This window comes from Streptomyces sp. NPDC030809 (assembly GCF_055572195.1).
The window spans coordinates 265,588-288,436 of sequence record NZ_JBVIDV010000001.1 but is presented as its reverse complement, the minus strand read 5'-3'; the positions used below and the strand labels follow the sequence as shown (position 1 = coordinate 288,436).

The 22,849-nt window shown below is 72.2% G+C and carries 19 protein-coding genes; 10 read left to right on the top strand and 9 right to left on the bottom strand.

Annotated elements, in window-relative coordinates; translation table 11 throughout:
• Nucleotides 1-21 precede the first annotated feature (21 nt).
• Entirely contained in the window at nt 22-429 is a 408-nt protein-coding gene (locus tag ACZ407_RS01240; protein ID WP_468124465.1) for a PTS-dependent dihydroxyacetone kinase phosphotransferase subunit DhaM, read from the bottom strand.
• Complete coding sequence (gene dhaL / locus ACZ407_RS01235) at nt 426-1,040, bottom strand: dihydroxyacetone kinase subunit DhaL (RefSeq protein WP_468124463.1); 615 nt, start codon at nt 1,038-1,040, stop codon at nt 426-428. Before dhaL ends, ACZ407_RS01240 begins: the two co-directional genes overlap by 4 nt.
• Nucleotides 1,041-1,314: 274 nt before the next feature.
• On the opposite strand from dhaL, the gene ACZ407_RS01230 reads away from it, so the two are divergent.
• Both ACZ407_RS01230 and ACZ407_RS01225 read left to right on the top strand, forming a co-directional pair.
• The gene (locus ACZ407_RS01230) at nt 1,315-1,962 is read left to right on the top strand and encodes a DUF4142 domain-containing protein (RefSeq protein ID WP_468124462.1); all 648 of its coding nucleotides are present in this window, start codon (nt 1,315-1,317) and stop codon (nt 1,960-1,962) included.
• Between the two features lie 6 nt (nt 1,963-1,968).
• Nucleotides 1,969-3,435, top strand: coding sequence for a DUF1996 domain-containing protein (locus ACZ407_RS01225; protein WP_468124460.1), 1,467 nt, complete (start codon nt 1,969-1,971; stop codon nt 3,433-3,435).
• A gap of 81 nt (nt 3,436-3,516) precedes the next feature.
• On the opposite strand, the gene ACZ407_RS01220 is transcribed toward ACZ407_RS01225, so the two are convergent.
• On the bottom strand, nt 3,517-4,653 hold the full coding sequence (locus tag ACZ407_RS01220) for a PucR family transcriptional regulator (RefSeq protein WP_468124459.1): 1,137 nt from the start codon (nt 4,651-4,653) through the stop codon (nt 3,517-3,519).
• A gap of 423 nt (nt 4,654-5,076) precedes the next feature.
• Here ACZ407_RS01220 and ACZ407_RS01215 point away from each other — a divergent pair, with 423 nt between their 5' ends.
• The 4 genes from ACZ407_RS01215 to ACZ407_RS01200 all read left to right on the top strand — a co-directional run bounded on the left by ACZ407_RS01215 (nt 5,077) and on the right by ACZ407_RS01200 (nt 9,694).
• Nucleotides 5,077-6,495: a hypothetical protein gene (locus ACZ407_RS01215; protein WP_468124457.1), complete on the top strand. Its 1,419-nt coding sequence runs from the start codon at nt 5,077-5,079 to the stop codon at nt 6,493-6,495.
• On the top strand, nt 6,492-8,000 hold the full coding sequence (locus ACZ407_RS01210) for an NADH-ubiquinone oxidoreductase-F iron-sulfur binding region domain-containing protein (protein ID WP_468124456.1): 1,509 nt from the start codon (nt 6,492-6,494) through the stop codon (nt 7,998-8,000). The genes ACZ407_RS01215 and ACZ407_RS01210 overlap by 4 nt, the downstream gene beginning before the upstream one ends.
• A gap of 114 nt (nt 8,001-8,114) precedes the next feature.
• Nucleotides 8,115-9,176 carry an SCO0930 family lipoprotein gene (locus tag ACZ407_RS01205; protein ID WP_468124454.1) on the top strand — a complete coding sequence of 354 codons (1,062 nt, stop codon included), beginning with the start codon at nt 8,115-8,117 and terminating at the stop codon, nt 9,174-9,176.
• A gap of 260 nt (nt 9,177-9,436) precedes the next feature.
• Nucleotides 9,437-9,694 (top strand): hypothetical protein, encoded by a 258-nt coding sequence (locus ACZ407_RS01200; protein WP_468124452.1) that lies wholly within the window; start codon nt 9,437-9,439, stop codon nt 9,692-9,694.
• 13 nt (nt 9,695-9,707) lie between these two features.
• On the opposite strand, the gene ACZ407_RS01195 is transcribed toward ACZ407_RS01200, so the two are convergent.
• Both ACZ407_RS01195 and ACZ407_RS01190 read right to left on the bottom strand, forming a co-directional pair.
• Nucleotides 9,708-10,328, bottom strand: a complete 621-nt coding sequence (locus ACZ407_RS01195; RefSeq protein WP_468124450.1) for a TetR/AcrR family transcriptional regulator — start codon at nt 10,326-10,328, stop codon at nt 9,708-9,710.
• A gap of 67 nt (nt 10,329-10,395) precedes the next feature.
• Nucleotides 10,396-12,462, bottom strand: coding sequence for a galactose-binding domain-containing protein (locus ACZ407_RS01190; RefSeq protein WP_468124449.1), 2,067 nt, complete (start codon nt 12,460-12,462; stop codon nt 10,396-10,398).
• Nucleotides 12,463-12,936: 474 nt separating this feature from the next.
• On the opposite strand from ACZ407_RS01190, the gene ACZ407_RS01185 reads away from it, so the two are divergent.
• Nucleotides 12,937-15,156 carry an NADP-dependent isocitrate dehydrogenase gene (locus ACZ407_RS01185; RefSeq protein WP_468124447.1) on the top strand — a complete coding sequence of 740 codons (2,220 nt, stop codon included), beginning with the start codon at nt 12,937-12,939 and terminating at the stop codon, nt 15,154-15,156.
• A gap of 123 nt (nt 15,157-15,279) precedes the next feature.
• Here ACZ407_RS01185 and ACZ407_RS01180 read toward each other — a convergent pair whose 3' ends face one another.
• Both ACZ407_RS01180 and ACZ407_RS01175 read right to left on the bottom strand, forming a co-directional pair.
• Nucleotides 15,280-16,626 carry a HAMP domain-containing sensor histidine kinase gene (locus ACZ407_RS01180; RefSeq protein WP_468124445.1) on the bottom strand — a complete coding sequence of 449 codons (1,347 nt, stop codon included), beginning with the start codon at nt 16,624-16,626 and terminating at the stop codon, nt 15,280-15,282.
• A gap of 74 nt (nt 16,627-16,700) precedes the next feature.
• The gene (locus tag ACZ407_RS01175) at nt 16,701-17,387 is read right to left on the bottom strand and encodes a response regulator transcription factor (protein WP_468124444.1); all 687 of its coding nucleotides are present in this window, start codon (nt 17,385-17,387) and stop codon (nt 16,701-16,703) included.
• A 990-nt stretch (nt 17,388-18,377) separates the two neighbouring features.
• Between ACZ407_RS01175 and ACZ407_RS01170 the strand changes: the two genes are divergently transcribed.
• From ACZ407_RS01170 to ACZ407_RS01160, 3 genes are all read left to right on the top strand, one after another.
• Entirely contained in the window at nt 18,378-19,985 is a 1,608-nt protein-coding gene (locus ACZ407_RS01170) for an ORC-CDC6 family AAA ATPase (RefSeq protein ID WP_468124443.1), read from the top strand.
• Nucleotides 19,986-20,544: 559 nt separating this feature from the next.
• Complete coding sequence (locus tag ACZ407_RS01165; RefSeq protein WP_468124441.1) at nt 20,545-20,931, top strand: GntR family transcriptional regulator; 387 nt, start codon at nt 20,545-20,547, stop codon at nt 20,929-20,931.
• On the top strand, nt 20,928-21,506 hold the full coding sequence (locus tag ACZ407_RS01160; RefSeq protein ID WP_468124439.1) for an HD domain-containing protein: 579 nt from the start codon (nt 20,928-20,930) through the stop codon (nt 21,504-21,506). The genes ACZ407_RS01165 and ACZ407_RS01160 overlap by 4 nt, the downstream gene beginning before the upstream one ends.
• Here the strand turns inward: ACZ407_RS01160 and ACZ407_RS01155 are convergent.
• Nucleotides 21,494-21,967 carry an NUDIX domain-containing protein gene (locus tag ACZ407_RS01155; protein ID WP_468124438.1) on the bottom strand — a complete coding sequence of 158 codons (474 nt, stop codon included), beginning with the start codon at nt 21,965-21,967 and terminating at the stop codon, nt 21,494-21,496. The two genes, ACZ407_RS01160 and ACZ407_RS01155, sit on opposite strands and share 13 nt — an antisense overlap.
• Nucleotides 21,968-21,969: 2 nt before the next feature.
• Nucleotides 21,970-22,728, bottom strand: a complete 759-nt coding sequence (locus tag ACZ407_RS01150) for a helix-turn-helix domain-containing protein (protein WP_468124436.1) — start codon at nt 22,726-22,728, stop codon at nt 21,970-21,972.
• Between the last annotated feature and the right edge of the window lie 121 nt (nt 22,729-22,849).

Below are 22,849 nucleotides of genomic sequence, written 5' to 3'. Positions count from 1 at the left end.
GCCGCCCCGGCCGGCGCCGGCTCAGGCCTTCCGGTACGAGTACGCCTCGGCGGCCGAGGCCGCCACGGCCTCCAGGTCCGCCCCGGCCGAGGCCGTGACCAGCGCGGAGACGGCACCCTCCACGAACGGGGCGTCCACCAGCAGGGCGCCCTCGGGGAGTTCGCCCTCCTCCGCCAGCAGGGCCTTCACGGTCAGCACGGAGCTGCCCAGATCCGCCAGCAGGGCCACGCCCGCGCCGTGGTCCACCGAGCGGGCCGCGGCGACGATCAGTTCCGCACTCGTGCCCAGCCCGCCGTCCAGGGTCCCGCCCGCGGTGGCCAGCGGCACCGGCGGACCGCCCGCGGCCAGGCCGCGCGCCAGCTCGGCGACCGACTCCGCCACCTGCGCGCTGTGCGAGACCAGCACGATCCCGACCAGGGGCCCGGTCATGCCGCGTCCTGCCCCGGGTCCGCGACCTCCGCGAGGGCGGCCAGCAGCAGGGCCGACGAGGCGGCCCCCGGGTCCTCGTGGCCGATGCTGCGCTCGCCCAGATAGCTGGCCCGGCCCTTGCGGGCCTGGAGCGACACCGTCGCGAGCGCGCCGTGCAGGGCCGCTTCCCCGGCCGCCCGGTACGAGGTGCCCAGCGCCGCCACTCCGGGCACCAGCGCGTCCAGCATCGTCTTGTCCCCCGGGGCCGCGCCGCCCAGCTGGGCCACCGCGCCCACTCCCGCGTACAGCGCGCGCCGCAGCTCGTCGTCGCCGACCTCGGCCGCTTCGCCGAGCTCCTTCCCGGCCCGCCGCAGCAGGGTGCCGTACAGGGGTCCGGAGGCGCCGCCCACCGTGGAGATCAGGGTCCGGCCCGCGAGTTGCAGCACCCCGCCGGGGTGGTCCGGGGGATCGGCCTCCAGGGCGGCCATCACCGCGGTGAACCCGCGCTGGAGGTTGGTGCCGTGGTCGGCGTCCCCGATCGGCGAATCGAGCTCCGTCAGCCGTCCCGCCTCGCGGTCGACGGCCGCCGTGGCCGCCGCCATCCAGCGCCGGAAGAACTCCGCGTCGCGCACCCTGCCGCCTCCTCGCCGATCCGGCCGCCCGCTCCGCTCGCCCGCCGCACCCCTCTGGACGGGTGCGGCCGGGGCGCCGGCCCACGGGATCAGCGTACGGACCGGGCCGCGCCCGGGAGCGGCGAACCGCGCAGAGTAGCAGCCGCCGGGCCGGGCGGGCCGTTCTTTGTCGGGTGCCGATGAGAGCCGCCGCACCCGCCCCGCCCGGCACTAGCGTCCCGTGCCACCCCGGGAACCGCCATCCCCCGGAACCCCCCTGGAGCAAGGAGGACCGGTGCGCGCATCCGTCCGCAGAACCCTCACCTCGGGCCGCGGAGTCGGCACTCTCCTGGTCGTCGGCGCCCTCGCCGTCACCCTGGCCGCCCTGCTGGTCCCGGTCCACTCCTTCGGACAGAGCCGGTCCGCGGCCGCCGGACTGCCGTTCACGGACGACGGCCGGGGCACGGTCAGCACCCCGTACGGGCCGCTCACCCCGCAGGACCGGGACTTCGTCCGCCGGGTCCGGCTGGCCGGCCTCTGGGAGCTGCCCGCCGGGCGGGAGGCGATGCAGCGCGGCGGCCGCGAGTCCGTGCGCACCGCCGGCGAGCACCTCGTGATGGGCCACACCGAGCTGGACCGCCGGGCCCGGAAGACCGGTGAGGCGCTGGACATCCCGCTCCCGGACCGGCCCTCCCCCGAGCAGCAGGGCTGGCTCGACCAGCTGCACGCGGCCCGCGGCGAGCGGTACGAGCAGCTGTTCGCCAATCTGCTGCGCGCCGCCCACGGCAAGGTCTTCGCCCTCGTCGCCCAGATCCGGGCGAACAGCCGCAACGCGATGGTCAGATCGCTGGCCACCGTGACCAACTCCGTCGTGCTCGACCACATCACGGTCCTGGAGGACACCGGCCTGGTCGACTTCGACGCCCTCAACGAAGGCAGGTGATCCCCCATGAGGCAACGACGCCACACCCGCGGCCGCCTCAGGAACAAGACCCTCGCACTGGCCGCCGTGCTGGTGCTCGGCGGGGCGGGGACGGCGCTGGTCGCCGCCCACGCCTCCGGCGCACCCCCGGAGGCCGGCGGCCCACGCGGGTCCGGGCCGGGCGCCGCCGCGGCCGCGGCGGCCTGGACCGGCACCGTCGACTGCCCCGACGTGGGCGACCGGCTGCGGGAGGTGCCGGCCCCGGCGCGCGCCGAGGTGGACCGGCTCCTCGCGCGCATGGACGCCCAGACCGCCGATGCGTACCGCGAGCTGGTGCGCGATCCGCGGGACGGCCGGCAGGTGCTGGACGGGCTCCGCGAGCAGCGCCGTACCGCCGTCACGGGGGTCGCGGACGCCATCGAGCGCGGGGGCGCGGCCCGCCCTGCGGGGCTGGACGGGCTCTCCGGGTGCCGGATCACCCCGGGACCGCCGCCGGGCGGAGCCGCGGAGGGCACCGGGGACGGTGCTGCGGGCGGGAGCACGGAGGGCCCCCGGAACGGTGCCGGGGAGGCGAGCGCGGACGGTGCTGCGGGCCGGAATGCGGGCAACGCCCCGGCCCGGTCCGACTTCGTCGACATCAGGACCGTACGGCGCAACGTCAACCGGCCCTTCCGCCAGCGCAACGCCTCCACCGGCAGTTTCCGCTCCCGCTGCGGGACCAATCGCGAGGGCCGGTTCAACTCCGACAACGTGATCGTGGCGCCGGGCGTGTCCAACGGCGCCCACCACATGCACGACTACGTGGGCAACCGCGCCTCGGACGCCTTCGCGACCAACGACAGCCTGGCGGCCGCCGGCACCACCTGCACCAACGGGGACCAGTCCACCTACTACTGGCCGGTGCTCCGGCTCCAGGACGGCCGCCGGGAGCGGGACGCCAACGCCCCGGGCGGCGGCACCGAGGGGAACTCCGGCACGATCCTGACCCCGAAGGAGGTCTCGATCACCTTCGTCGGCAGCCCGGTGGGCCGGGTCGCGGCCATGCCGCGCTTCCTGCGCATCATCACCGGCGACGCGAAGGCCTTCACCAACGGCACGGCCAACGCCAACGCCTCGTGGAGCTGCACCGGTTTCGAGGACCGGCAGCTGCGGGCCAAGTACCCGCTCTGCCCGCGCGGCAGCGACGTGGTCCGCACCTTCTCCTTCCAGAGCTGCTGGAACGGGCGGGACACCGACAGCGCCAACCACCGTACGCACGTGGCCTTCGCGCAGGCGGACGGGCGCTGCCCGCGGGGCTTCCGGGCGATACCGCAGCTCACCCAGCGGATCGTGTACGCGGTTCCCGGCGGAGGGCGGTCCCCGCTCTTCGCGGTGGACAGCTTCCCCGAGCAGCTGCACAAACCCGTCACCGACCACGGGGACTTCATCAACGTGATGCGGGAGGGGCTGATGAACCGGGTGGTCGGCTGCATCAACAGCGGGAGCCGGTGCTGAGGGCCTGAAGCCGGACGGCCGCCGGGCGCGAGGGCGTCCGGCGGCCGTCCGTGTTCCGGTGGGAACCGTGGTGACCCGGGGTCACAGTCCGTTCACGCGCGCCTCCTTGGCGATCCCGGGGGAGCGCAGCCCTGCCCGCAGGCCGCGCGGGCCGCGGAGCATCCGCGAGTACTGGCGGCGGGCCCGCTCCACCTGGGCGGCCAAACGGCGGCTGCGCAGGGCCATTTCGAGTTCGAAGCGGGTGCCCGGATCGCGCAGCCCCGGCCCGAAGAGCCGCTCGATCTGGCGCAGCCGGTAGCGGACCGTCTGCGGGTGCACCTGGAGGGCCTTGGCGGCCTCCGGTGCACCGCCGCCCTCCAGCCAGGCCAGCAGGGTCATCTCCAGCCGCTCGCTCTGCCGCGGGGTCAGGCCCGCCAAGGGTCTGAGCCGGCGGGCGGCCAGTGCTCGGGTGAGCGATTCGTCCTGCATCAGCAGCAGCCCGGCCAGGTGGTCGTCCACGAACACGGGCCGGGAGTCGGCCCCGCTGCGGGCCGGGGTCATCGCCAGCAGGCGACGGGCCCAGCGCACCGAGGAGGCCGCGTCGTACAGGGGCACGGCGTGGCCCACGGCGGCGGTGCGGCCGCGCAGGGCCGCGTGGAACAGGGCGCGGCCGTCCGCGTCCTCCCCGCCGTCCGGATCCCGTCCTTCGGGATCGCGGCCTTCGGGGCCGGGGGGTTCGGGGGCGAGGCGGTCGGGGTCGGGGACGAGCAGGCAGAGCTCCTCGCCCACCGCGCCGACCAACGTGTCGCCCAGTGAGGTGAGTTGGGGGGCTTCGCCGGGGGTCACCAGCGCCACGGCCTGGACCGTCTCCGGCAGCGGCCAGCCGGCCAGCCGGGACAGCTCGGAGAGCGGGGTGCCGGAGCCCGGCGCACCGGCGGCCAGGATGTCGAACAGTTCTCTGCGCGCTTCCTCGGCGGTCGCAGACGGGAAGGATCCGGCCGCAGAGCGAACGGTTTCGGCCGGGGGGCCGTGCGGGCCCGGGGGCCGGGCCGGGGCGGTGCCGGCGGCGGGGGCCGCGTCCGGGCCCGCGGGGCGGGCCGCGCCCTTTTCCGCGGTCGGGGGCCCGGTGGTGCCTGCGGAGCCCGGGTCGGGGCCGGTCGGGGAGGCCGGGCGACCGAGTGCGGCTCTCAAGGACTGTTCGATCCGCTTTTTGGCCTTCTCGCGGTCGGATTCCTCCATCAGTTTTGCAAATCCTGGAATGACTCGCTCAAGTTCAACCATGATGGTCTCCGCCAGGGAGGAGAGGGCGTGCCGCGGAACGCGTGCCGCCTCGCTCTGCGGGCGTGACCTGATGCGGTTCACCAGTTCGTACATGTCACCTAGTTCTTGGTGGGTCGAGACCTTCCCCCCGGTCCTCCGCAGCCTCGTGGAGGATCCCCCAGCCCGCCGGAGCTTTGTGGTCTCTTTGCCTCCGGGATGTTTGCGGGGGATCATGCCGGTGCTCCGCGGGTGTTCGACCCGCCCTCGCCAGAACTTGTCATGTTTCGATAAATCACCGAGGGGGCGCGTGAACTTCGGCGAGGCTGCTGAGTCCAGAGCGACCTGACGCGAGTCGCCGCGACGGCCCGATGCCCGCGCACTCGCGTGAACGGGAGGCATTCCATGCCCATCACCCCTCAGCAGGTGGCCCGGTTAAGGGGAACCCACCGCAGGGGGCGCCACGCCGGACCGGCACCCACAGGAGAGAGCCGCCGGCCGGCGGCCCGCACCCGGGCCCTCCCGGGACGGCCCCGGCACCTGCGGGCCTACGCCCTCGGCCTCGCCCTGCTGCTGTTCCTCCTCATCGCAGCCGACGCCGGGGCCTACGGACGGCTCTGGTCCTTCCTCGACTACGGGGCCGGGGTGCTGGCCCTGGTCTCCCTGACCGCCACCGTCCTGTGGGGCCTCGCCGCCACCGACCGGAGGCTGCTGCGCTCCGGACACCGGATCGTCGCCCAGGGCGTGCACCGGGGCCTCGCCCTCGGCGGACTCGGCTTCCTCGCCCTGCACATCGCCGTGAAGGTGGCCGAGCAGCGGATCTCCCCGGCCGCGGCCGCCGTGCCCTTCGCCGACCCCGGCCGACGGGTCCTCCTCGGACTCGGCACCCTCGCCGGCTACCTCTTCCTCGCGGTCGCCGTCACCGGTGCGGTCCGCAGCCGGTTCGCGTCCGGCGGCGGCTCCCGCCGCTGGTCCCGCTGGTGGCGCGCCCTGCACATGGCCGCCTACCCGGCCTGGGGCGCCGCCCTCGTGCACGGCCTCAAGTCGGGCCGCCCGGCGGCGGGCTGGGTGACGATCGCCTACGCCCTGGCCCTCGCGGGCGTGGCCGCGGCCCTCCTGCTCCGCCTGCGCCCCGGACGCGCCCCGGCGCCCGTCGCCGCCGCCCGGATCACCCTCACCGTTCCGCAGGGCGGGAGCCCGGGAACCGAGGGGGCGGCGGATCCGGCGCCCACCCGGCGGGGGGCGGTGGCCGCGCCCGTGCCTGCGCCCGCGTCCGTGCCTGCGCCGGTGCCCGTGCCCGCCGAGTCCGTACCGGCTCCGGGGGCCGGGGACACCCTGGCGGGCGCCGCGTTCGGCGGCCCGACGGCCGGTGTGCCGGCCCGAGGCGCCCCGTCCGGTCCGGTCCTGCCGGACCCGCCGGTCCGTGAGCCCGCGGCGGCCGCCGCGTCCCGGGCCGGAGCGATCGGGGCAACGGACCTGCCCCGGACCGAGGCGGGGGAACGGCCGCGGTTCACCGGAACCGTCCGCCCCGTCGGTGCGGAGCCCTGGGGAACGCCCCAGCCCACCTGGCCGTTCGTGCCGCCCGTCCCGCAGGAACCGCCCGTCCGCCCGGGGCCTCCGCTGCCGTCGGCGGCCGCCGGGGCCGCGGGGATCGCGGCACGGCAGGGACCCGCCGTACCGCAGATGCCGTACGGGCCGCCGCTGCCGCCCGTACCGTCCGCGCCGCCGGTACCTTCCGCCCCGCCCGTGCCCTCGTTCGCCCCCTTCGCCGCCCGCCAGGGCGAGCCGCTCCGGGCCGCCGGCGCCGGGGGTGGCCCCCGGTGAGCACGGCCCTGCCCGCCCTCGCGGCCGTCGGCGCGCCCCGGCTGTTCGCCGGGCTCGACCGGACCGGCCGGCTGGACCGGGTCGCGCACCTCACCGTGCACGGCTCGCTGCCCCGGCTGCGTCCCGAAGAGCTCGTCGCGCTGGCCGAGAACACCGGTCTGCGCGGCCGCGGCGGGGCGGGCTTCCCCTTCGCCCGCAAGCTCCAGGCCGTCATCGCGGCCGCCGCCGGCCGGGCGGTGGCCCGTACCGCCGTCGTCGTCAACGGCAGCGAGGGCGAGCCGAGTTGCCTCAAGGACACCGCCCTGCTGCTGTACGCCCCGCACCTGGTGCTCGACGGGGCCCTGCTGGCGGCGGCCGCGCTGGGGGCCTCGGAAGTGGCCGTCGCCGTCCACCGCGTGGACGTGGCGCGCTCGGTCCGCGACGCGGTGGCCGAACGCGGTCCCGATGCCCGGGGCGTGCGCGTGGAAGAGCTGCCGGACCGCTTCGTGGCGGGTGAGGGCTCGGCCGTGGTGGCCGGCCTGGGCGGGGCCGCCGCACTGCCCTCGGGGCGGCGGATCCGCACCAGCGAGAGCGGGCTGGGCGGGCTGCCCACCCTGCTCTCGAACACCGAGACCTTCGCCCAGCTCGCCGTGGCCGCCCGGCTCGGCGCCCTCCCGTACCGGGAGACCGGACTCCCCGAGGAACCGGGCACCCTCCTGCTCACCGTGGCCGGCACCTGGGTGGTGGAGACCCCCACCGGGGTGCCCCTCCCGTACGTGCTCCGGCTCTGCGGGCTCGATGCCGGGCAGGGGGTCCTGACCGGCGGCTACCACGGCCGCTGGCTCGGCCGCCGGGACGTGGCGCGGGCCCTCGTCTCCCGGGAGTCCCTCGACGCACTGGGCGCAGCCCTCGGGGCCGGGGCCGTCCTGCCCCTGCCGGAGGGCACCTGCCCGCTCGGCGAGACCCTGCGGGTGGCGCGCTGGCTCGCGGCCGAATCGGCGGGCCAGTGCGGCCCCTGCGTCCTCGGCCTGCCCGCAGTCGCCGACGTGCTCGCCGAGGTGGACCGAGGCGGCGGCCCGGCGGCCCTCACGGCCCTGGCGGCCGCACTCGACGCCGTACGCGGCCGGGGCGCGTGCAGCCACCCCGACGGCACCGCCCGGTTCGTGGCCTCGGCGGCGGCCGCGTTCCCCGAGGAGTTCGCCGCCCACGCCGCCGGCCCCGGCTGCGGGCGGCCCGTGCTCGGCGCCCTCCCGGTCCCGGTGCCCGAGCGGCCCGCGCTGCCGGCCGCAGCCGCCCCGGCGGCGGAGAGCGCCGTCGCGCGCCGCCCGCGTACCGAGGCCCTGATGGTCGACTGGACGCTCTGCCGGGGGCACGGACTGTGCGCCGACATCGTCCCCGGCGTGGTCGAACTCGGCGCCGACGGCTACCCGGCGCAGGCGGCCATGCAGGTACCGCGCCACCTGCGCGGACAGGCGGTCCGCGCGGTCCGGCGCTGCCCCGCCCTCGCCCTGCGCATCCAGGACTGACCGACACGGACCGACCGGACCCGAACCGAAGCGACCCGACCCGAACCGAAGCGACCCGACCCGAACCGAAGCGACCCGACCCGGCACGATCACGCGATCCGAGGAGTGGTGGAGATGGCCATGGACACCGACACGTACATCCGGCACCCGCAGCAGGACGAGGACGGGCGCCGGCCCCGCCGCGGCGGGCGCCGCAGGCTCCGCTGGGCCGCGACCGCAGTGGCCGCCGTCCTGCTCGCGGCGGGCTGCGGATCCGAGGGCGGCGACAAGACCCTGGTGCAGAACGCGGCGGGCAACGCCCCGGCGGGCAGCGGCGGTTCCGGGTACGGCGCAGGCGGCTACGGCGACTCCGCCGCCAACGCCGATTCCGGCGGCTCCGGCGGAAGCGCGGTGAAGCAGGTACCGGCGAAACAACTGGGCGTCCGCGACCTCGCGGACATCGGCCCGGCCGTCACCGACAGCCGCGGGTTCACGCTCTACCGCTTCGACAAGGACACCGCCAACCCGCCCGCCTCGGCGTGCGAGGGGGCCTGCGCCAAGACCTGGCCGCCCGTCCCCGCCGACGACGCCACCGCCGGCTCGGTCATCGACCCGCAGAAGCTCGGCGAGGTCGTCCGCGGCGACGGCACCCGGCAGCTGACCCTCGGCGGCTGGCCCGTCTACCGGTACGCCCCGGACACCAAGCCGGGTGATGCGAAGGGCGAGGGGGTCGGCGGCACGTGGCATGCGATCGGCGCGGACGGCAAGCCCGCCGCGAACGCGGGCGCGGGCCGGGCGGCGGACCCCGGCAAGGCCGGGGAGCCCTCCGCGGACCCGGCCGGCCCCGAGCTGGCCGCCCGGCAGGACCCCGAGCTCGGCACCGTCCTGGTGGACCGCGCGGGCCGTACGCTCTACCGCTTCGACAAGGACAGCGCCTGGCCGATGAAGACCCGCTGCACCGGGGCCTGCCTGGACATGTGGAAGCCCGCGGAGCCGGTTTCCCGCGACCGGGTCAGCGGTGTGGACCCGCGGCTGGTCAACTCCTTCACCCGGCCCGACGGTTCGAAGCAGCTGGCCGTCGACTGCTGGATCCTCTACACGTACGCCGGTGACACCAAGCCCGGAGACGTCAACGGGCAGGGCGCGGGCGGTGTGTGGTGGGCGGTCAAGGAGAACGGCAAGAAGGCGGGCAAGTAGCCGCGGGCGCCCGGGTGTCCGCCGCCGAGGTCCGGCCGCCGGGCCGTGCAGCCCTCGTACTGGCCGCCGCAACCGCCCTGCTGTTCACCGCAGGTACGGCGTGCACCACGGACGCGGCAGGGGATCCGCAGGGTCCGCACGGTCGGCAGAGCGGGCAGGGTCCGCAGACTCCGCACGGCCGGCATGGGGCATCCGCGCCCCCTGCCCCGCCCCCGGCCCTGGACGCCCTCGCCCGGGCCGTCCCCTGCACGCCCGAAGTGGTGACCGACGCGCGGGAGTTGCGCGAGGGGGCCTGCCGCACCGGCTCCGGCGCGTACCGCCTGCTGACCTTCGCCTCCCCGGCCGGGGAGCGGGCCTGGCTCGCCGAGGCCCGGGCCTACGGCGGCAGTTACCTCGTCGGCGACCGGTGGGTGCTGGTGGCCCAGCGCCCCGACACCCTGCCCGGGTTGCGGACCCGGCTCGGCGGATCGGTCGAGGAAGGTGCGCAGCACCCCCACCACGGGAGCGCACCCCCGTGATCCGCCCGCGCGCTCAGGACACGGCCGCGGGGGAGTGCCTCCCGTCCCGCACCAGCCCCTCGACCTGGTCGTTGATCATGTCGAGGACGGCGGCCGCGGCCGTGTCGTTGCCCAGCACGAGCAGGTGCAGGGTCAGCCCGTCGGTCATCGCCGCCAGGTACCGGGCCAGCACCGGCACCGGCACGCTGAGCTCGAACTCCTCGCTCTCCCGGAGCTGTTCGATGAGCTCGGCGTACGTGTCGGTGTACAGCTCGTACTGCCGCCGGGCCAGGTGCTCCAGGCCCGGCCGGCGCAGGGCGTACTGGGTCAGCTCGTACGTGAGCAGGTGCTCGCCCGGCCGGGCGGCCACGTGGTCCCAGTACGCCCGGAAGCCGGCCCGCACCGTCTCCTGCAGGGTGGTGCGCGGGCGGATGGCCTCCTTCACGACCGTCAGGTAGTGCTCGGTGATGGTCGTGATGACGGATTCGAGCAGTGCTTCCTTGGAGTCGAAGCAGTAGTGGAAGACGCTCAGGGACACGCCTGCCTCGGCGGCGATGGACCGGGTCGTGGTCTGCGCGACCCCGTCCCGGGTCATCGCGCGGATCGCGGCCTCGGTCAGCTGCCTGCGCCGCTCCGCCGAGGGCATGCGCGCCATGGATCACCTTTCGTCGTGGTGCCGGCCGGCCGGCCGCCCGTTCGCTCGGCCGGTCGGCCGCGGTCCGTCAGCTGCTGAAGACGCCCACCTCGTGGAGCGAGTAGCCCCACTGCGTGCCGCGCTGCAACCCCTGGATGCGTACATACCGCGCCGAGACCCCGGCGAACCGGGCCGTGTCCAGACCGCCGTCCCCGGAATCGGTGGACCACACCGTCTGCCAGTCCGAGCCGTCCGCGGACACCTCGATCCGGTACGCCCGGCCGTACGCGGTCTCCCAGTCCAGGGTGATCCGCCTGACCAGGCTCGCGGAGCCGAGGTCGATGCGCAGCCACTGGTTGTCGTTCCACTCGCTCGCCCACCGGGTTCCCGAGTCCCCGTCCACCGCCCGGCCCGGCTGGTAGCTGACGAAGGGGTTCCACCACTCCGAGGTGGAGGCCGAGGCGGAGGCGCCGGTGGCGAGGTTCACCCCCGACTTGTGGCGCTCGGAGGCGCCCCAGGTGGTCAGGTAGGACTCGGCGCCGCGCATCAGGTCGTCCACCACGTCCTGGCCGCCGACCAGGCGGATGTCCTCGATCCAGTCGGGGACGAGGCCGTAGTGCGAGGCACCGTCGGTGTTGATGTCCCAGGTCCGCTGCCCGGTGGTCTGCTTCTCGATCACGGAGCCGCCGTCGGCGCTGCGGAAGGGGTACTTCACCGGGTTCGGGGTGTCCGCGCCGCGCGGACCGGGCCAGCCGCCGACCCCGTTCATGTCGGTGCCGTAGCCGTAGCCCACCTGGTACTTGTCGCGCAGGGCGTCCGTACGCTTCGCCTCCGCGCTGAAGCCCTCGGCCCCGTTCATGTACTGGGCGGCGAAACCGCCGAGCTTGTACAGGCGCTCGGTCCACTCGGAGTCCATCCAGCTGTGCGAGGAGATCACGCCGGGGTAGGACTCGGACTCCAGGATGTCGAAGGCGCGGCCGGCCGCCTTGACGCTCATGTGGTCCACTTCGAGCATCATCTTGCGCTTCATCATCCCGCGGACGGCGTACTCGCCCAGCTCGGTGAGACCGCGGGTGTTGCACTGGGCGTCGGCGGCGTACGAGGGGACGGCCACGCCCGCCGGCAGCTCCTTCTGGGCCTGCGGGGCCGCCGCCAGGCCGATCGGGTTGTCGTGCTGCGGGCCGGTGCACTTCTCGGTCTTCCAGAAGGTGCCGGTGGAGAGGAACTGGCCCACGTTGATCGCAGTGCCGAGCGCTCCGGAGTCGAAGCGCACCCCGCACAGCGCGTTGTCGAACTTGTGGCACAGGAACATGCTGCGCACGCCGATCCGGTGCAGCTCGTCGAGACCGCGGTCGATGTCGGCCTTGCCGCACTGCGCGATGTCGAGGACCTGCTTGCAGCCGAAGGGCTCGGAGGTCTCCACCCCGAGGACCACGGCCAGCTTGCCCTGCTTGATCACCTCGCGGGCCTGGTCGGAGTCGGTGACGATCCGGAACCAGCCCTTGCCCGCGCCGCCGTACATCTTGTCGATGTACGCCTGCATCTCGTACGTCTTCTGCGCTTCCAGCCGGATCGCGGTCATCTCGTCGCAGCTGCGGTCCTTGAAGAAGTAGACCGAGCAGATCACGCCGTTGGTGACGAGGTCGTTGACGAGGACCCGCTGGCCGCCGCGCCAGGCCCGCTCGATCCACGCGTAGTAGTTCTGCTGGTGGGTGAGGGAGTCGTGGGCGGGCCAGTCCTTGAAGGTGGGCCAGCCGTCCGGGTCGTGCTTGCCGTCACCGCCCTTGGTGATGAAGTCGAAGACCGCGAGGGAGCCGTCAGGGTAGTGCTCGGGACAGTCCTTCAGGGCATCGGCGATGCCCTGCTCGGAGAAGGCCTTTCCGCAGATCAGGCGGCCTCCGAAGCCCTCGTTGGACATGATGTGGTCGTGGGCGTCGACGAAGCCCCGCACCCGGCCCTTGTCGTCGGTCCCCTTGAAGGGCTCGCCGGTCACGCCGATCTCGGAATCGGGTGCGGGCCGGGCGGTGGGCGTCCACCACCCCGGGTCGGCCGAGGCGCCCGCGACGGGGCCGAGCGCCAGGCCCAGGAGGGCGAGCAGCAGGGTCAGGAGGGCCAGGGGGCGGAGCCTGCTGCGTGGGGGTGCAGTCATGGTCATCACTCACGTCTCGGTTCGGCGGCACGGTGGGGGAACCAGCCGTCCGGCGCCATGACCGCATGGCTCGTTTGTCATGTTCGGCGCAAACGGCGTGTCGAGAATCCCGACTGCCGACAGCGGAGTCAAGAGTCCGGGACGGATGACCTGATGGGTCGTCGGATCCGGCTGCCACTCCGCCGAATTCACCGGCCGTGTGTGCGGCATTGCCGTCCGTGTGCACAGCAGTGCCGCCGTGCGGGCCGATCCGGGCCGCGGGGCCCGCGTACGGACGGGTCGCCTTCCGTGAGGGCGTCGTCACGGTGCGTGGACGGCTCGGCGGGTCGCCCCGGGGCGGCACCCCCTGCTGCGGCGGGATCCGGCCGCCTGCGGCGCGCCACTCGCGCCCCAGTGCCCCACCCCTGTCCTGAACACCTCGATCACGAGATATCTTGATGTCGAGCAATGTTGCAGACGTGACGTGGAGCGGAGCACCCGGTGACTGACTCGACCATCATCTATACCCACACTGACGAGGCCCCGGCCCTGGCGACCCATTCCTTCCTGCCCTTCGTCCAGGCGTACGCCTCGAAGGCCGGCGTGAAGGTGGAGACCCGTGACATCTCCCTGGCCGGCCGGATCATCGCCAGCTTCCCCGAGCGTCTCGACGAGAGCCAGCGCATCGCGGACGCCCTCGCCGAGCTCGGCGAGCTGGCCAAGACCCCCGAGGCCAACATCATCAAGCTGCCGAACATCTCGGCCTCGATCCCGCAGCTGAAGGCTGCGATCGCCGAGCTCCAGGGCCAGGGCTACGCGCTCCCGGACTACCCGGACGACCCGCAGACCGACGAGGACAAGGACGTCCGCGCCCGCTACGACAAGGTCAAGGGCAGCGCCGTCAACCCGGTCCTGCGCGAGGGCAACTCGGACCGCCGCGCCCCCGCCTCGGTGAAGAACTACGCCAAGGCCCACCCGCACCGCATGGGTGCCTGGAGCGCCGACTCCAAGACCAACGTGGCCACCATGGGTGCCGAGGACTTCCGCTCGACCGAGAAGTCCGCGGTCATCTCCGAGGCCGGCGCCCTGCGCATCGAGCACGTGGCCGCCGACGGCGCCGTCACCGTGCTGCGCGAGTCCGTACCGGTGCTGGCCGGCGAGGTCGTCGACGCGTCCGTCATGCGCGTCGCCGCCCTGCGCACCTTCCTCTCCGAGCAGGTCGCCCGCGCCAAGGCCGAGGGCGTGCTCTTCTCGGTGCACCTCAAGGCCACGATGATGAAGGTCTCCGACCCGATCGTCTTCGGCCACGTGGTCCGCGCCTTCTTCCCGAAGACCTTCGCCGCGTACGGCGAGACCCTCGCGGCCGCCGGCCTGTCCCCGAACGACGGCCTCGGCACCATCCTGAACGGCGTGGACGCCCTGCCGAACGGCGCCGAGATCAAGGCCTCCTTCGACGCCGAGATCGCCGAGGGCCCGGCCCTCGCGATGGTCGACTCCGACAAGGGCATCACCAACCTGCACGTGCCGTCCGACGTCATCGTCGACGCCTCGATGCCGGCCATGATCCGCACCTCCGGCCACATGTGGGGCCCGGACGGCAAGGAGGCCGACACCCTCGCCGTCCTGCCGGACAGCAGCTACTCGGGCGTCTACCAGGCCGTCATCGAGGACTGCCGCGCCCACGGCGCCTTCGACCCCTCGACCATGGGCTCCGTCCCGAACGTCGGCCTGATGGCGCAGAAGGCCGAGGAGTACGGCTCCCACGACAAGACCTTCGAGATCGCCGCCGCGGGCACCGTCCGCCTCGTCGACGCCGCGGGCAACACGGTCCTGGAGCAGGAGGTCGCCGAGGGCGACATCTTCCGCGCCTGCCAGACCAAGGACCTGCCGATCCAGGACTGGGTCAAGCTGGCCGTCACCCGCGCCCGCGCCACCGGCGCCCCGGCCGTCTTCTGGCTGGACGAGACCCGCGCCCACGACGCGCAGCTGATCGCCAAGGTCAACGCGTACCTGTCGCAGCACGACACCGAGGGCCTGGAGATCAAGGTCCTGTCCCCGGTCGAGGCCACCAAGTTCTCCCTGGAGCGCATCCGCCGCGGCGAGGACACCATCTCCGTCACCGGCAACGTGCTCCGCGACTACCTGACCGACCTCTTCCCGATCCTGGAGCTGGGCACCAGCGCCAAGATGCTGTCGGTCGTCCCGCTGATGGCGGGCGGCGGCCTGTTCGAGACCGGCGCCGGCGGCTCCGCCCCGAAGCACGTCCAGCAGCTCGTCAAGGAGAACTACCTGCGCTGGGACTCGCTCGGCGAGTTCTTCGCCCTGGCGGCCTCCTTCGAGCACCTGGCCGCGACCACGGGCAACGCCCGCGCCCAGGTCCTCGCCGACACCCTCGACCGCGCCACCGGCACCTTCCTCAACGAGGACAAGTCGCCGACCCGTCGCGTCGGCGGCATCGACAATCGCGGCAGCCACTTCTACCTGGCCATGTACTGGGCCCAGGAGCTGGCCAAGCAGACCGACGACGTGCAGCTCGCCGAGGCCTTCGCGGGCCTGGCCAAGGCGCTGACCGAGCAGGAGCAGGTCATCGTCGACGAGCTGATCGCCGTCCAGGGCAAGCCGGTCGACATCGGCGGCTACTACCAGCCGGACGTCGCCAAGGCCCAGGCCGTCATGCGCCCGTCCGAGACGCTGAACCAGGCGCTGGCCACCTTCGCCTGATCCACGGGGGCTCCGCCCCCACTGCGCAGACCTGCGGGGCCGGGACCCGTCCGACGAGTCCCGGCCCCGCAGCGCGTGCCGTCGAGGGACCGGTCCGGGGCGGAGCCCCGGGACCGGCCCCGCTCAGGCCCGCCCGGCAAAGTGCAAGCGGAACAGCGCCCCGCCTCCGGGAGCCGCTTCCGCCGTCAGCACCGCGCCGTGCGCCACCGCGATCTGCCGGGCCATCGCCAGCCCCAGCCCCGACCCCGGCAGTGTCCGCGCCGCCCCCGCCCGGTAGAACCGGTCGAACACGTACGGCAGGTCCTCGGCCGCGATCCCCGGCCCGTGGTCCCGTACGGTCAGCTCCGCAGCCCCGCCCGGGCAGCCGAGCGCGACCTCCACCGGCAAGCCCGGCGGGCTGAACTTCGCCGCGTTGTCGAGGAGGTTGGACAGCAGCCGGCTGAGCCGGGCCGGCACCCCTGGCACCACGGCCCGTTCCCCGTCCACCACCTCCAGGGCGAACGGCACCGCCGGCCAGTGCGCACCCGCCGCCGCCACCGCGTGCTCCGCGAGGGCAGCCAGCCGTACGTCCTCCACCAGCGGTTCCGGCTCCTCGTCCCGGGCCAGCTCGATCAGGTCGTTGACCAGCCCGGTCACCTCGCGCAGCTGCCGCCCCAGGGCCCCCGCCGCCCGCTCCCGCTGAGCCGGCGTCAGCCGGTCCGCACGCGCCAGCAGTTCGGCGTTCGTACGCAGCGCCGTCAGCGGGGTCCGCAGCTCGTGCGAGGCGTCCGCGACCAGCCGGCGCTGCGCCGTCACGGACTGCTCCAGCTCGTCGAGCATGCTGTTGAAACTCCCCGCCAGCCGGGTCAGCTCGTCCTCGCGTCCCGGCGGCGGCAGGTCGATCCGGTGCCCCGGATCCCGGGTCGCCGTGATCCGCTCGGCCGTGGCGGTGAGCCGGGCCACCGGGGCCAGGCCGGTACGCGCCACCCACGAGCCGAGCGCGGCCGCCAGCAGCACCCCGGCCGCACCGACCAGCACCAGCAGCCGGGCCGCCTGTCCGACCCCTTCCTCCACGGTGTCCGCCCGCAGGGCCACGCGCAGCGCCAGGCCGTGGCCGTAGGGGGTGGTCAGCAGCCGCGCCGGATGGCCCGCCAGCCTGAAGTCGGTGGAGAAACCGCGGTGTTCGCCGGCGGCGACCCGCCGTGCGGCCTCGCCGGGCGGCGGCAGCAGGCCGGGTCCGCCGGGGTCCCTGGCGGGATCGGCCGGCACCAGCTCCGCGCAGGCGGGGGCGGCCAGGAACCGGCACTCCCCGGCGAGCACCCCCGGCCCCGCGTCCCGGTGCTGCTGCGCGACCAGCCGCGCGGACTGCGTGAGGTTCAGGTCGAGCTGCCGGTAGAGCTCGTAGCGCACGATGAAGAAGGCGGCCGCACACACCCCCACGGCAACGAACGCCACGGCAGCCGTGGCCGCCCCCGCCAGCCGAGTCCGCAACGGCCCCCTCCGCCGCCACCGCCCCCCGAGCCCCCGCCCACCCCGCCGCCCGGACCCGGCCGCACCCGGCCCGCTCACGCCGCGTCCAGCCGGTAGCCGACCCCGTGCACGGTGTGCACGAGCCGGGGCTCCCCGGCCGCCTCCAGCTTCCGCCGCAGATAACCCACGTACACCGCAAGGGAGTTGGAATCGGGGCCGAAGTCCCGCCCCCACACCAGCTCGAAGATCAGCTCCCGCGGCAGCACCTGCCCCGGATGCCTCATCAGCAGCTCCAGCAGCGCGGCCTCGGTCCGGCTGAACTCCAGATGCCGCCCGCCCCGCCGCCCGGTCCGGGTCTCCGGATCCAGCACGAGGTCCCCGAACACCAGCGGCCCGGCAGCCCCCGCCGGATCCGGCGCGGCCCGCCGCAGCAGCGCCCGCACCCGCGCCACCAGCTCGTCCAGCGCGAACGGCTTGACCAGGTAGTCGTCGGCCCCCGCCTCCAGCCCGTCCACCCGCTCGCTCACCGAGCCCAGCGCCGTCAGCACCAGCACCGGCGTCCGGTCACCCACCGTCCGCAGCCGCCGGCACACCCCCAGCCCGTCGAGCACCGGCATCATCACATCCAGCACCACGGCATCGGGCTGCCAGGAAGCCACCTGGGACAGCGCCCCCAGCCCGTCCCCGGCCTCCCGCACTTCATACCCCTCCACCACCAGCCCGTCCACCACAGCCGCCCGCACCTCGGGCTCGTCATCGACCACCAGAATTCGCCAGCACATCCCCAAAGCCTGCCAAACCCCACTCTTAAAACCCTCTTAGGTTCGGGGCTGGCGAGCCTTGAGGCAGCGGCCTCCCCGCCCCCTGCCGCCCAGCAGCTCAGGCGCCCGACCGTCCACACGAGTCCATGCCAGTCCGACCGATGTCGCGGCGGGTGGCTCCCCAACTGGCTCCCCGGCCAGCCAATGAAGCAGGGCGGTCAGCAAAAGCCGACCGCCCTGCAACTGACCTCGACGGGGTGCAAGCTCACCCGCCGCCCGTGCCGCCGCTCCTGGGAGATTCTTCGCGCGGCGCCTGAGCGCGCCTGCGCGCGGCTGCCGCGCCTCATGACCGTCAACCGACGACGCCGGCCCAGCGCGAGTGGCCGGCACCGGGGTCACTGCTTCTTCCGAAGCTTCCGCATCTTCGCCTCGGCTTCCTTCTTCTTCCGCTGCGCCACCCCGTACGCCGACCACGGTCCCTGATGCCTGGCGCACCGCGAACTCCCGATGATCGCCTTGTTCTGGCAACGGCCCCCACTCTGCGTCGGTGCCCCACACTTCGACTGCGCCACCTTGCCCCCTCCGCCCAGCAGCACGACTGACCGACCCAAGGCATGCTCGCAGCCGCCCTCCCAGCCGAGGAGGCGCAGACAACGCGAACGGAAGCACCCTCAGGCACACGGCTCCGGAGGGCCCGTGAGCATCACGCGTTTCCGCAGGTCAAGCCGTGTGGGGGAGCCCGAACCGTTCCTGTCCACAAAGTAGGCCACAGGGAACGATGTCCGGGCTGGCGTGGGCCTGGCAGTTGACCGTGGCCGGAACGCCAACGGCCGCCACCGCTAGCGGAGGGCATCTGTACGCCTCGTCGCGGAGGCGCCAAATGCGGGTCGCATGTGTGCCCAGCTAGCTACTGGTAGACAGCTTGTCAGCATCCGGGCCTCGTAGACTTCGGGACGGTTGGTTTTACCCAAAACGCCTCCCCGCGGGATCCGATAGCTCTAGCATCGCGCCATGGCTACTGGACTCTCTCCGATTAATCGTGCCCTCAATTTGGTACCCAAGCGAGCCGAGTCGCGACACTCTGAGCAGCTAAGGGACACGTTCGTCGACTCGGGTGTGGCGGTCGTGATGGAGTCTGTCGACCATCAGATTCTGTACGGTCGGCGGGGTACGGGGAAGACGCACGCTTTCCGATATCTGGAAACGGTAGTCAAGGCCAGCATGGATATCCCGATCTATCTGGATCTTCGTACGATTGGTTCGCCCGAGGGGTTGTTCCTCGGAGAGGAGATCAAGCCGACGGAGCGAGCGTCCCGGCTGTTGGTGGACCTGCTAAACCAGTTTCACGACTCTCTAATGGAAGCCGCGCTGGAAGATGAGCAGCTTCTTAACGATGCGTCGCTGATTGGGAACCTGGATGCCCTGCTTGACTCCATCTCCGCCGTGAAAGTGTCGGGCGAGGTGGAGATTTCAAAGGAGGGGGAAGCGACCAAGACGTCCAAGTCCACCCTCGCCGTCAAGCTCGGATTTAAGGCTCCTGAGATCGAACTTGGCGGTGAGGCGGGTGACGAGACGCGGAGTCTGACCACGGAGACCCGACATGGAACGGAAGGCTTGTCGCTCAACTTCAGCGATATTGCGCGAAGCCTAAGGTCTCTATTCAACTCTCTTGGCGGCCGCCGTGTTTGGCTTCTGATGGACGAATGGAGTAGTGTACCCGGTGATATTCAGCCGTATCTGGGCGAGTTTCTCGTGCGCTGCCTGCTGCCACTGCAAGCGGTAACGGTGAAGGTGGCCGCTATCGAACAGCAGACCAATTTTCGTGTCACCCTTCCTTCTGGTCAGCAGATCGGCCTTGAGTTGGGTGCTGATATTGCAGCGAACGTCAGTCTCGATGAATTTATGGTATTTGAGGAGAATAGGGAGCGGTCTCGCGAATTCTTCAAGAGTCTCTTCTTTAATCATCTGACGTTGGGTGGAGTTCCAAATTCTCCTGTTGCCTTGATCGGAAACTCGCAGGGAATCGTGAGGCAAGGGTTCACGGATATTCGGGCATTCGACGAGCTTGTGCGCGCGGCTGAAGGTGTTCCGCGGGACGCTCTAAATATTGCAGCTAAGGCCGCGGTCCGGGCCGCAACGGAAAAGATTTCCGTCCATGATGTTAGGGCGGCAGGTCGTAGCTGGTTCCAATCGGACAAGGAGGCTGCCCTTAGGAGCAAGGAGGAAGCCTCGCGGCTGCTCAACTGGATCATTGATAAGGTTATCCGTGAGCGTCGCGCGCGCGGTTTCCTGGTAAATCAGCGGCAGGCGAATAATGCGCTGCTTCTCGCGCTATTCGATGCCCGTGTTCTGCATGTGGTGCGCCGCGGGTACTCCGCCCAGGACGAGCCTGGGGAGCGATACGACGTGTACGTCATTGACTACGGCGCATACGTTGACCTCATGCAGACCCGATATGCCCCTCAAGGTGTGTTGCCGTTCGGCCCCGAGGAGGAGGAACCCGAGTATGTGGAAGTCCCGACTCAGGATCTAAGGGCAATCCGACGAGCAGTGCTCGACATCGACTCATTCTTGGCAAGTTCGCCTTCCGCAGCCCGCCTCGGAGCCGCGCGCGGATAGCCGGACCCTGCTATCACTCCGTGCGGGTCGTTGGCAGACGGGAGTGCAGCTCCCCGCCCCCACCACGAACCGGCCGGTAGACGCAGGGCGGGCCTCGTGCATCCCGGAGCCTGAGCGCCTCATCGTACTTTCCGGCGGGTAGCTGATAGCGCAGGCCGGTTCACTCCTTCAAGCCCCTAGTCATGTTGGCGCGCGGCCGACGGCCGGGCTGGAGCGGGGTGGGGGACAGGAGCGCAGGCCCGGGGCGACGGTCGCGCGACGCCGCCTTGGGCGGCGGAAGCGCCCTTGACCCAGTAGGGAAAATCCCACCCCTCGGAGCAGGGCTTGAGGGGGCGGCCTGGTAGCCCCGGTGTAGAGGGCTGCAGGGAGCGAAGTGCTGCCTGAGTCTTGTGGTGCGGCTGCGCAGTGCCCGGAGGGGTCGGGGGGACTTGTTTCGTGCGAGGCTGGGGGTAACGCGCGAAGCAGATAGGGAGATCGAGTGTCGGAACAGCCCAGCCCCCGGGGGACCTTCCTGAAGATTGCCGACTCGCTCAGGTCTCAGATTGCCGCGGATCGTGGGATGGCCGAGCTGCCGTCCCTGGCCGAGGTCATGGAAGAGCACGGGGTGTCGCGTGGTGTGGCCTTGCGAGCTTTTCGGGTGCTCCAGAACGACGGTGTGGCCGAGCCGGTGCCCGGGTCGCGGTGGAGGGTGGTCCGTGAGGACAACGCGGCAGACCGCCGGCCGCTGCCGGAGCGGATCGCGGCGCTGATCACGGCTGAGGGCCTGGAGGTTGGGGCAGTCTTCCTCAGCGAAGGAGAGCTGAGCTCCAGGCTCGGGGCGTCCCGCCCCACCATCAGCAAGGCCCTTGCTCAGCTTGAAGCGGCCGGACTGCTGACCGGAGGTGGGCAGGGGAAGCGCCGGTCTGTGCGTGCCCTGCCGTCCCAACAGGAGGATTCGAAGTCTTGAGCACTGCCACGCTGACGGAGTGGGCCTACCCTCTCGCAGAGTCCCTGCTCGCTGATCCGCTGCCCCGCCGCTGGCGGCACTGCCTGGGCGTCGCGAAGCGGGCCAGGTCGATCGCGGAAATTCTCGGGTCGGACGCGGAGCTGCTCGAAGCAGCGGCAGTTCTGCACGACATCGGTTACGCCCCGGACCTGGCCAAGACCGGCTTCCACCCGCTCGACGGCGCCCGCTACCTCCGCAGCGTCCAGGCCAACGAGCGCGTCGTGCGGCTTGTGGCTCACCACTCGTGCGCCTGGATGGAGGCAGAGGCGCGCGGGCTGCGCGAGGAACTGGAGGCGGAGTTCCCGCGGGAGGAGCCGCACCTCGCGGATGCTCTCTGCTTCTGCGACATGAACACGACGCCGGACGGGACCCCGACGAACCCCGTTGACCGGATCAACGAAATCGCCGGTCGCTATGGCCCGGAGAGCCTGATCGGTCAGTTCATTCGGCGGGCCGAGCCGGAGATCCTGCTGTGCACCGTCCGGGTGCTCACCAGGATGTCCGAGGCGAAGGCCGGCGTGGCTCAGCCGATGTAGGGGGCGGTGCGCGTCCGGTCCAGGGCGTGTTCGATGCGCAGTCGCATCGTGGAGTGGATGTCGAGTTCGGACAGGTCCGCTGGGTCTACCCAGCGGACCTGTGTCGTCTCGTTGCTCGTACGGAGGTCTCCGCCGATCGGCCGTGCGCGGAAGCAGATGCTGAACTGCTGCCGGGCCTCGCCGTCGTCGTAGAGCATCACGTGCCCGGGGTCCGTGTAGATCCCGGACATGTCGATGACCTCGGCCTTGATGCCGGTCTCCTCCCAGACCTCGCGGACGACGGTGTCGCTGATCGACTCGCCCACGTCGTGCCCCCCGCCGGGGAGGGCCCAGCGGCCGTTGTCCGAGCGCTGGATCAGTAGCACCTGGCCGGCGTCGTTCTGCACGAGCGCCACGACGGAGGGTACGACCGAGTTGGGGGCCGGCGCGTCGGGGTCGTGCAGGTAGTCGATGCGTCCCATGCTCAGGCTCCTGTGAGGTCGTGGTCGGCCACCGGGCGGGCGCCGCCCCAGGTCTGTTCGATGCTATTCGCATAGGTGTCGAACAGCCCGCCGCCGGGCAGGCGGCGCAGGTGGAGTACGGGAGCCATGTACGCCCCGATTCCGTACACGTGGGTGTTCACAAGCATCTCGTCGTCGGCCCGGAACAGGGAGTTGTACAGCGTGGCGTCGTGCAGGCGGAACCCGATTTCCGGGTGGCTCGTGAAGAGCGGGCGGTAGTTCATCAGGGCGTTGCGGATCTTGCCGTCCATGATGCCGTGTCCCTCGTCGATGCCGCGCTGGTGCACCGCGGGGCAGGCAGGGTCTCCCAGGAGGATGCGCACCTGGGCGTTCTTCTCCACCTTGGCCTTGAGGAGCCGGTGGAACTGCGGATCCTCTGACAGCCACAGTCCCGCGTACACAAGCACATCGACGTGTTTCTCGGCGCGGGCGTACATCTCGCGCCAGAGCCCCGCAGGCACCAGGTGGCGGTGCGGGCAGACCGTGACGATCTCCGCCTTGCTCAGGTCAGCGGAGGTCTCGACCGCCCGTTCGTCGTTCCAGAGCGTCGTCACGTCCACGCGTAGTTCGGCCGCAACGGCGTACTGGTGGCGCCGGTACGGGACTTTGTCCTGCGTGATCCATCGTTCCACGGTCTTGGCGTTGACCCCGATCGCGTCGGCCAAGCCCTGAATCGTCAGACCCCGTGCCAACAGGGCTGAGCGTAAGCGTTCGTTGGACATCTTCACCCCCGGGTGGGACGTCTTGGGAGGTCTTGACGCTAGCCAGAAGGCCTTCAGGTGTCCAGGTAGTGGGTATCCAACGCCCCTGACCTGGAGCGATTCTGATGGTGCGCCAGGAAGA

Excerpts from the sequence above, each read along its gene's own strand:
- ACZ407_RS01240 (WP_468124465.1), bottom strand. The coding sequence starts at position 429 with ATGACCGGGCCCCTGGTCGGGATCGTGCTGGTCTCGCACAGCGCGCAG.
- ACZ407_RS01225 (WP_468124460.1), top strand. The coding sequence starts at position 1,969 with ATGAGGCAACGACGCCACACCCGCGGCCGCCTCAGGAACAAGACCCTC.
- ACZ407_RS01220 (WP_468124459.1), bottom strand. The coding sequence starts at position 4,653 with ATGGAGGAATCCGACCGCGAGAAGGCCAAAAAGCGGATCGAACAGTCC.
- ACZ407_RS01215 (WP_468124457.1), top strand. The coding sequence starts at position 5,077 with ATGCCCATCACCCCTCAGCAGGTGGCCCGGTTAAGGGGAACCCACCGC.
- ACZ407_RS01205 (WP_468124454.1), top strand. The coding sequence starts at position 8,115 with ATGGCCATGGACACCGACACGTACATCCGGCACCCGCAGCAGGACGAG.
- ACZ407_RS01195 (WP_468124450.1), bottom strand. The coding sequence starts at position 10,328 with ATGGCGCGCATGCCCTCGGCGGAGCGGCGCAGGCAGCTGACCGAGGCC.
- ACZ407_RS01190 (WP_468124449.1), bottom strand. The coding sequence starts at position 12,462 with ATGACCATGACTGCACCCCCACGCAGCAGGCTCCGCCCCCTGGCCCTC.
- ACZ407_RS01175 (WP_468124444.1), bottom strand. The coding sequence starts at position 17,387 with ATGTGCTGGCGAATTCTGGTGGTCGATGACGAGCCCGAGGTGCGGGCG.
- ACZ407_RS01170 (WP_468124443.1), top strand. The coding sequence starts at position 18,378 with ATGGCTACTGGACTCTCTCCGATTAATCGTGCCCTCAATTTGGTACCC.
- ACZ407_RS01165 (WP_468124441.1), top strand. The coding sequence starts at position 20,545 with ATGGCCGAGCTGCCGTCCCTGGCCGAGGTCATGGAAGAGCACGGGGTG.
- ACZ407_RS01155 (WP_468124438.1), bottom strand. The coding sequence starts at position 21,967 with ATGGGACGCATCGACTACCTGCACGACCCCGACGCGCCGGCCCCCAAC.
- ACZ407_RS01150 (WP_468124436.1), bottom strand. The coding sequence starts at position 22,728 with ATGTCCAACGAACGCTTACGCTCAGCCCTGTTGGCACGGGGTCTGACG.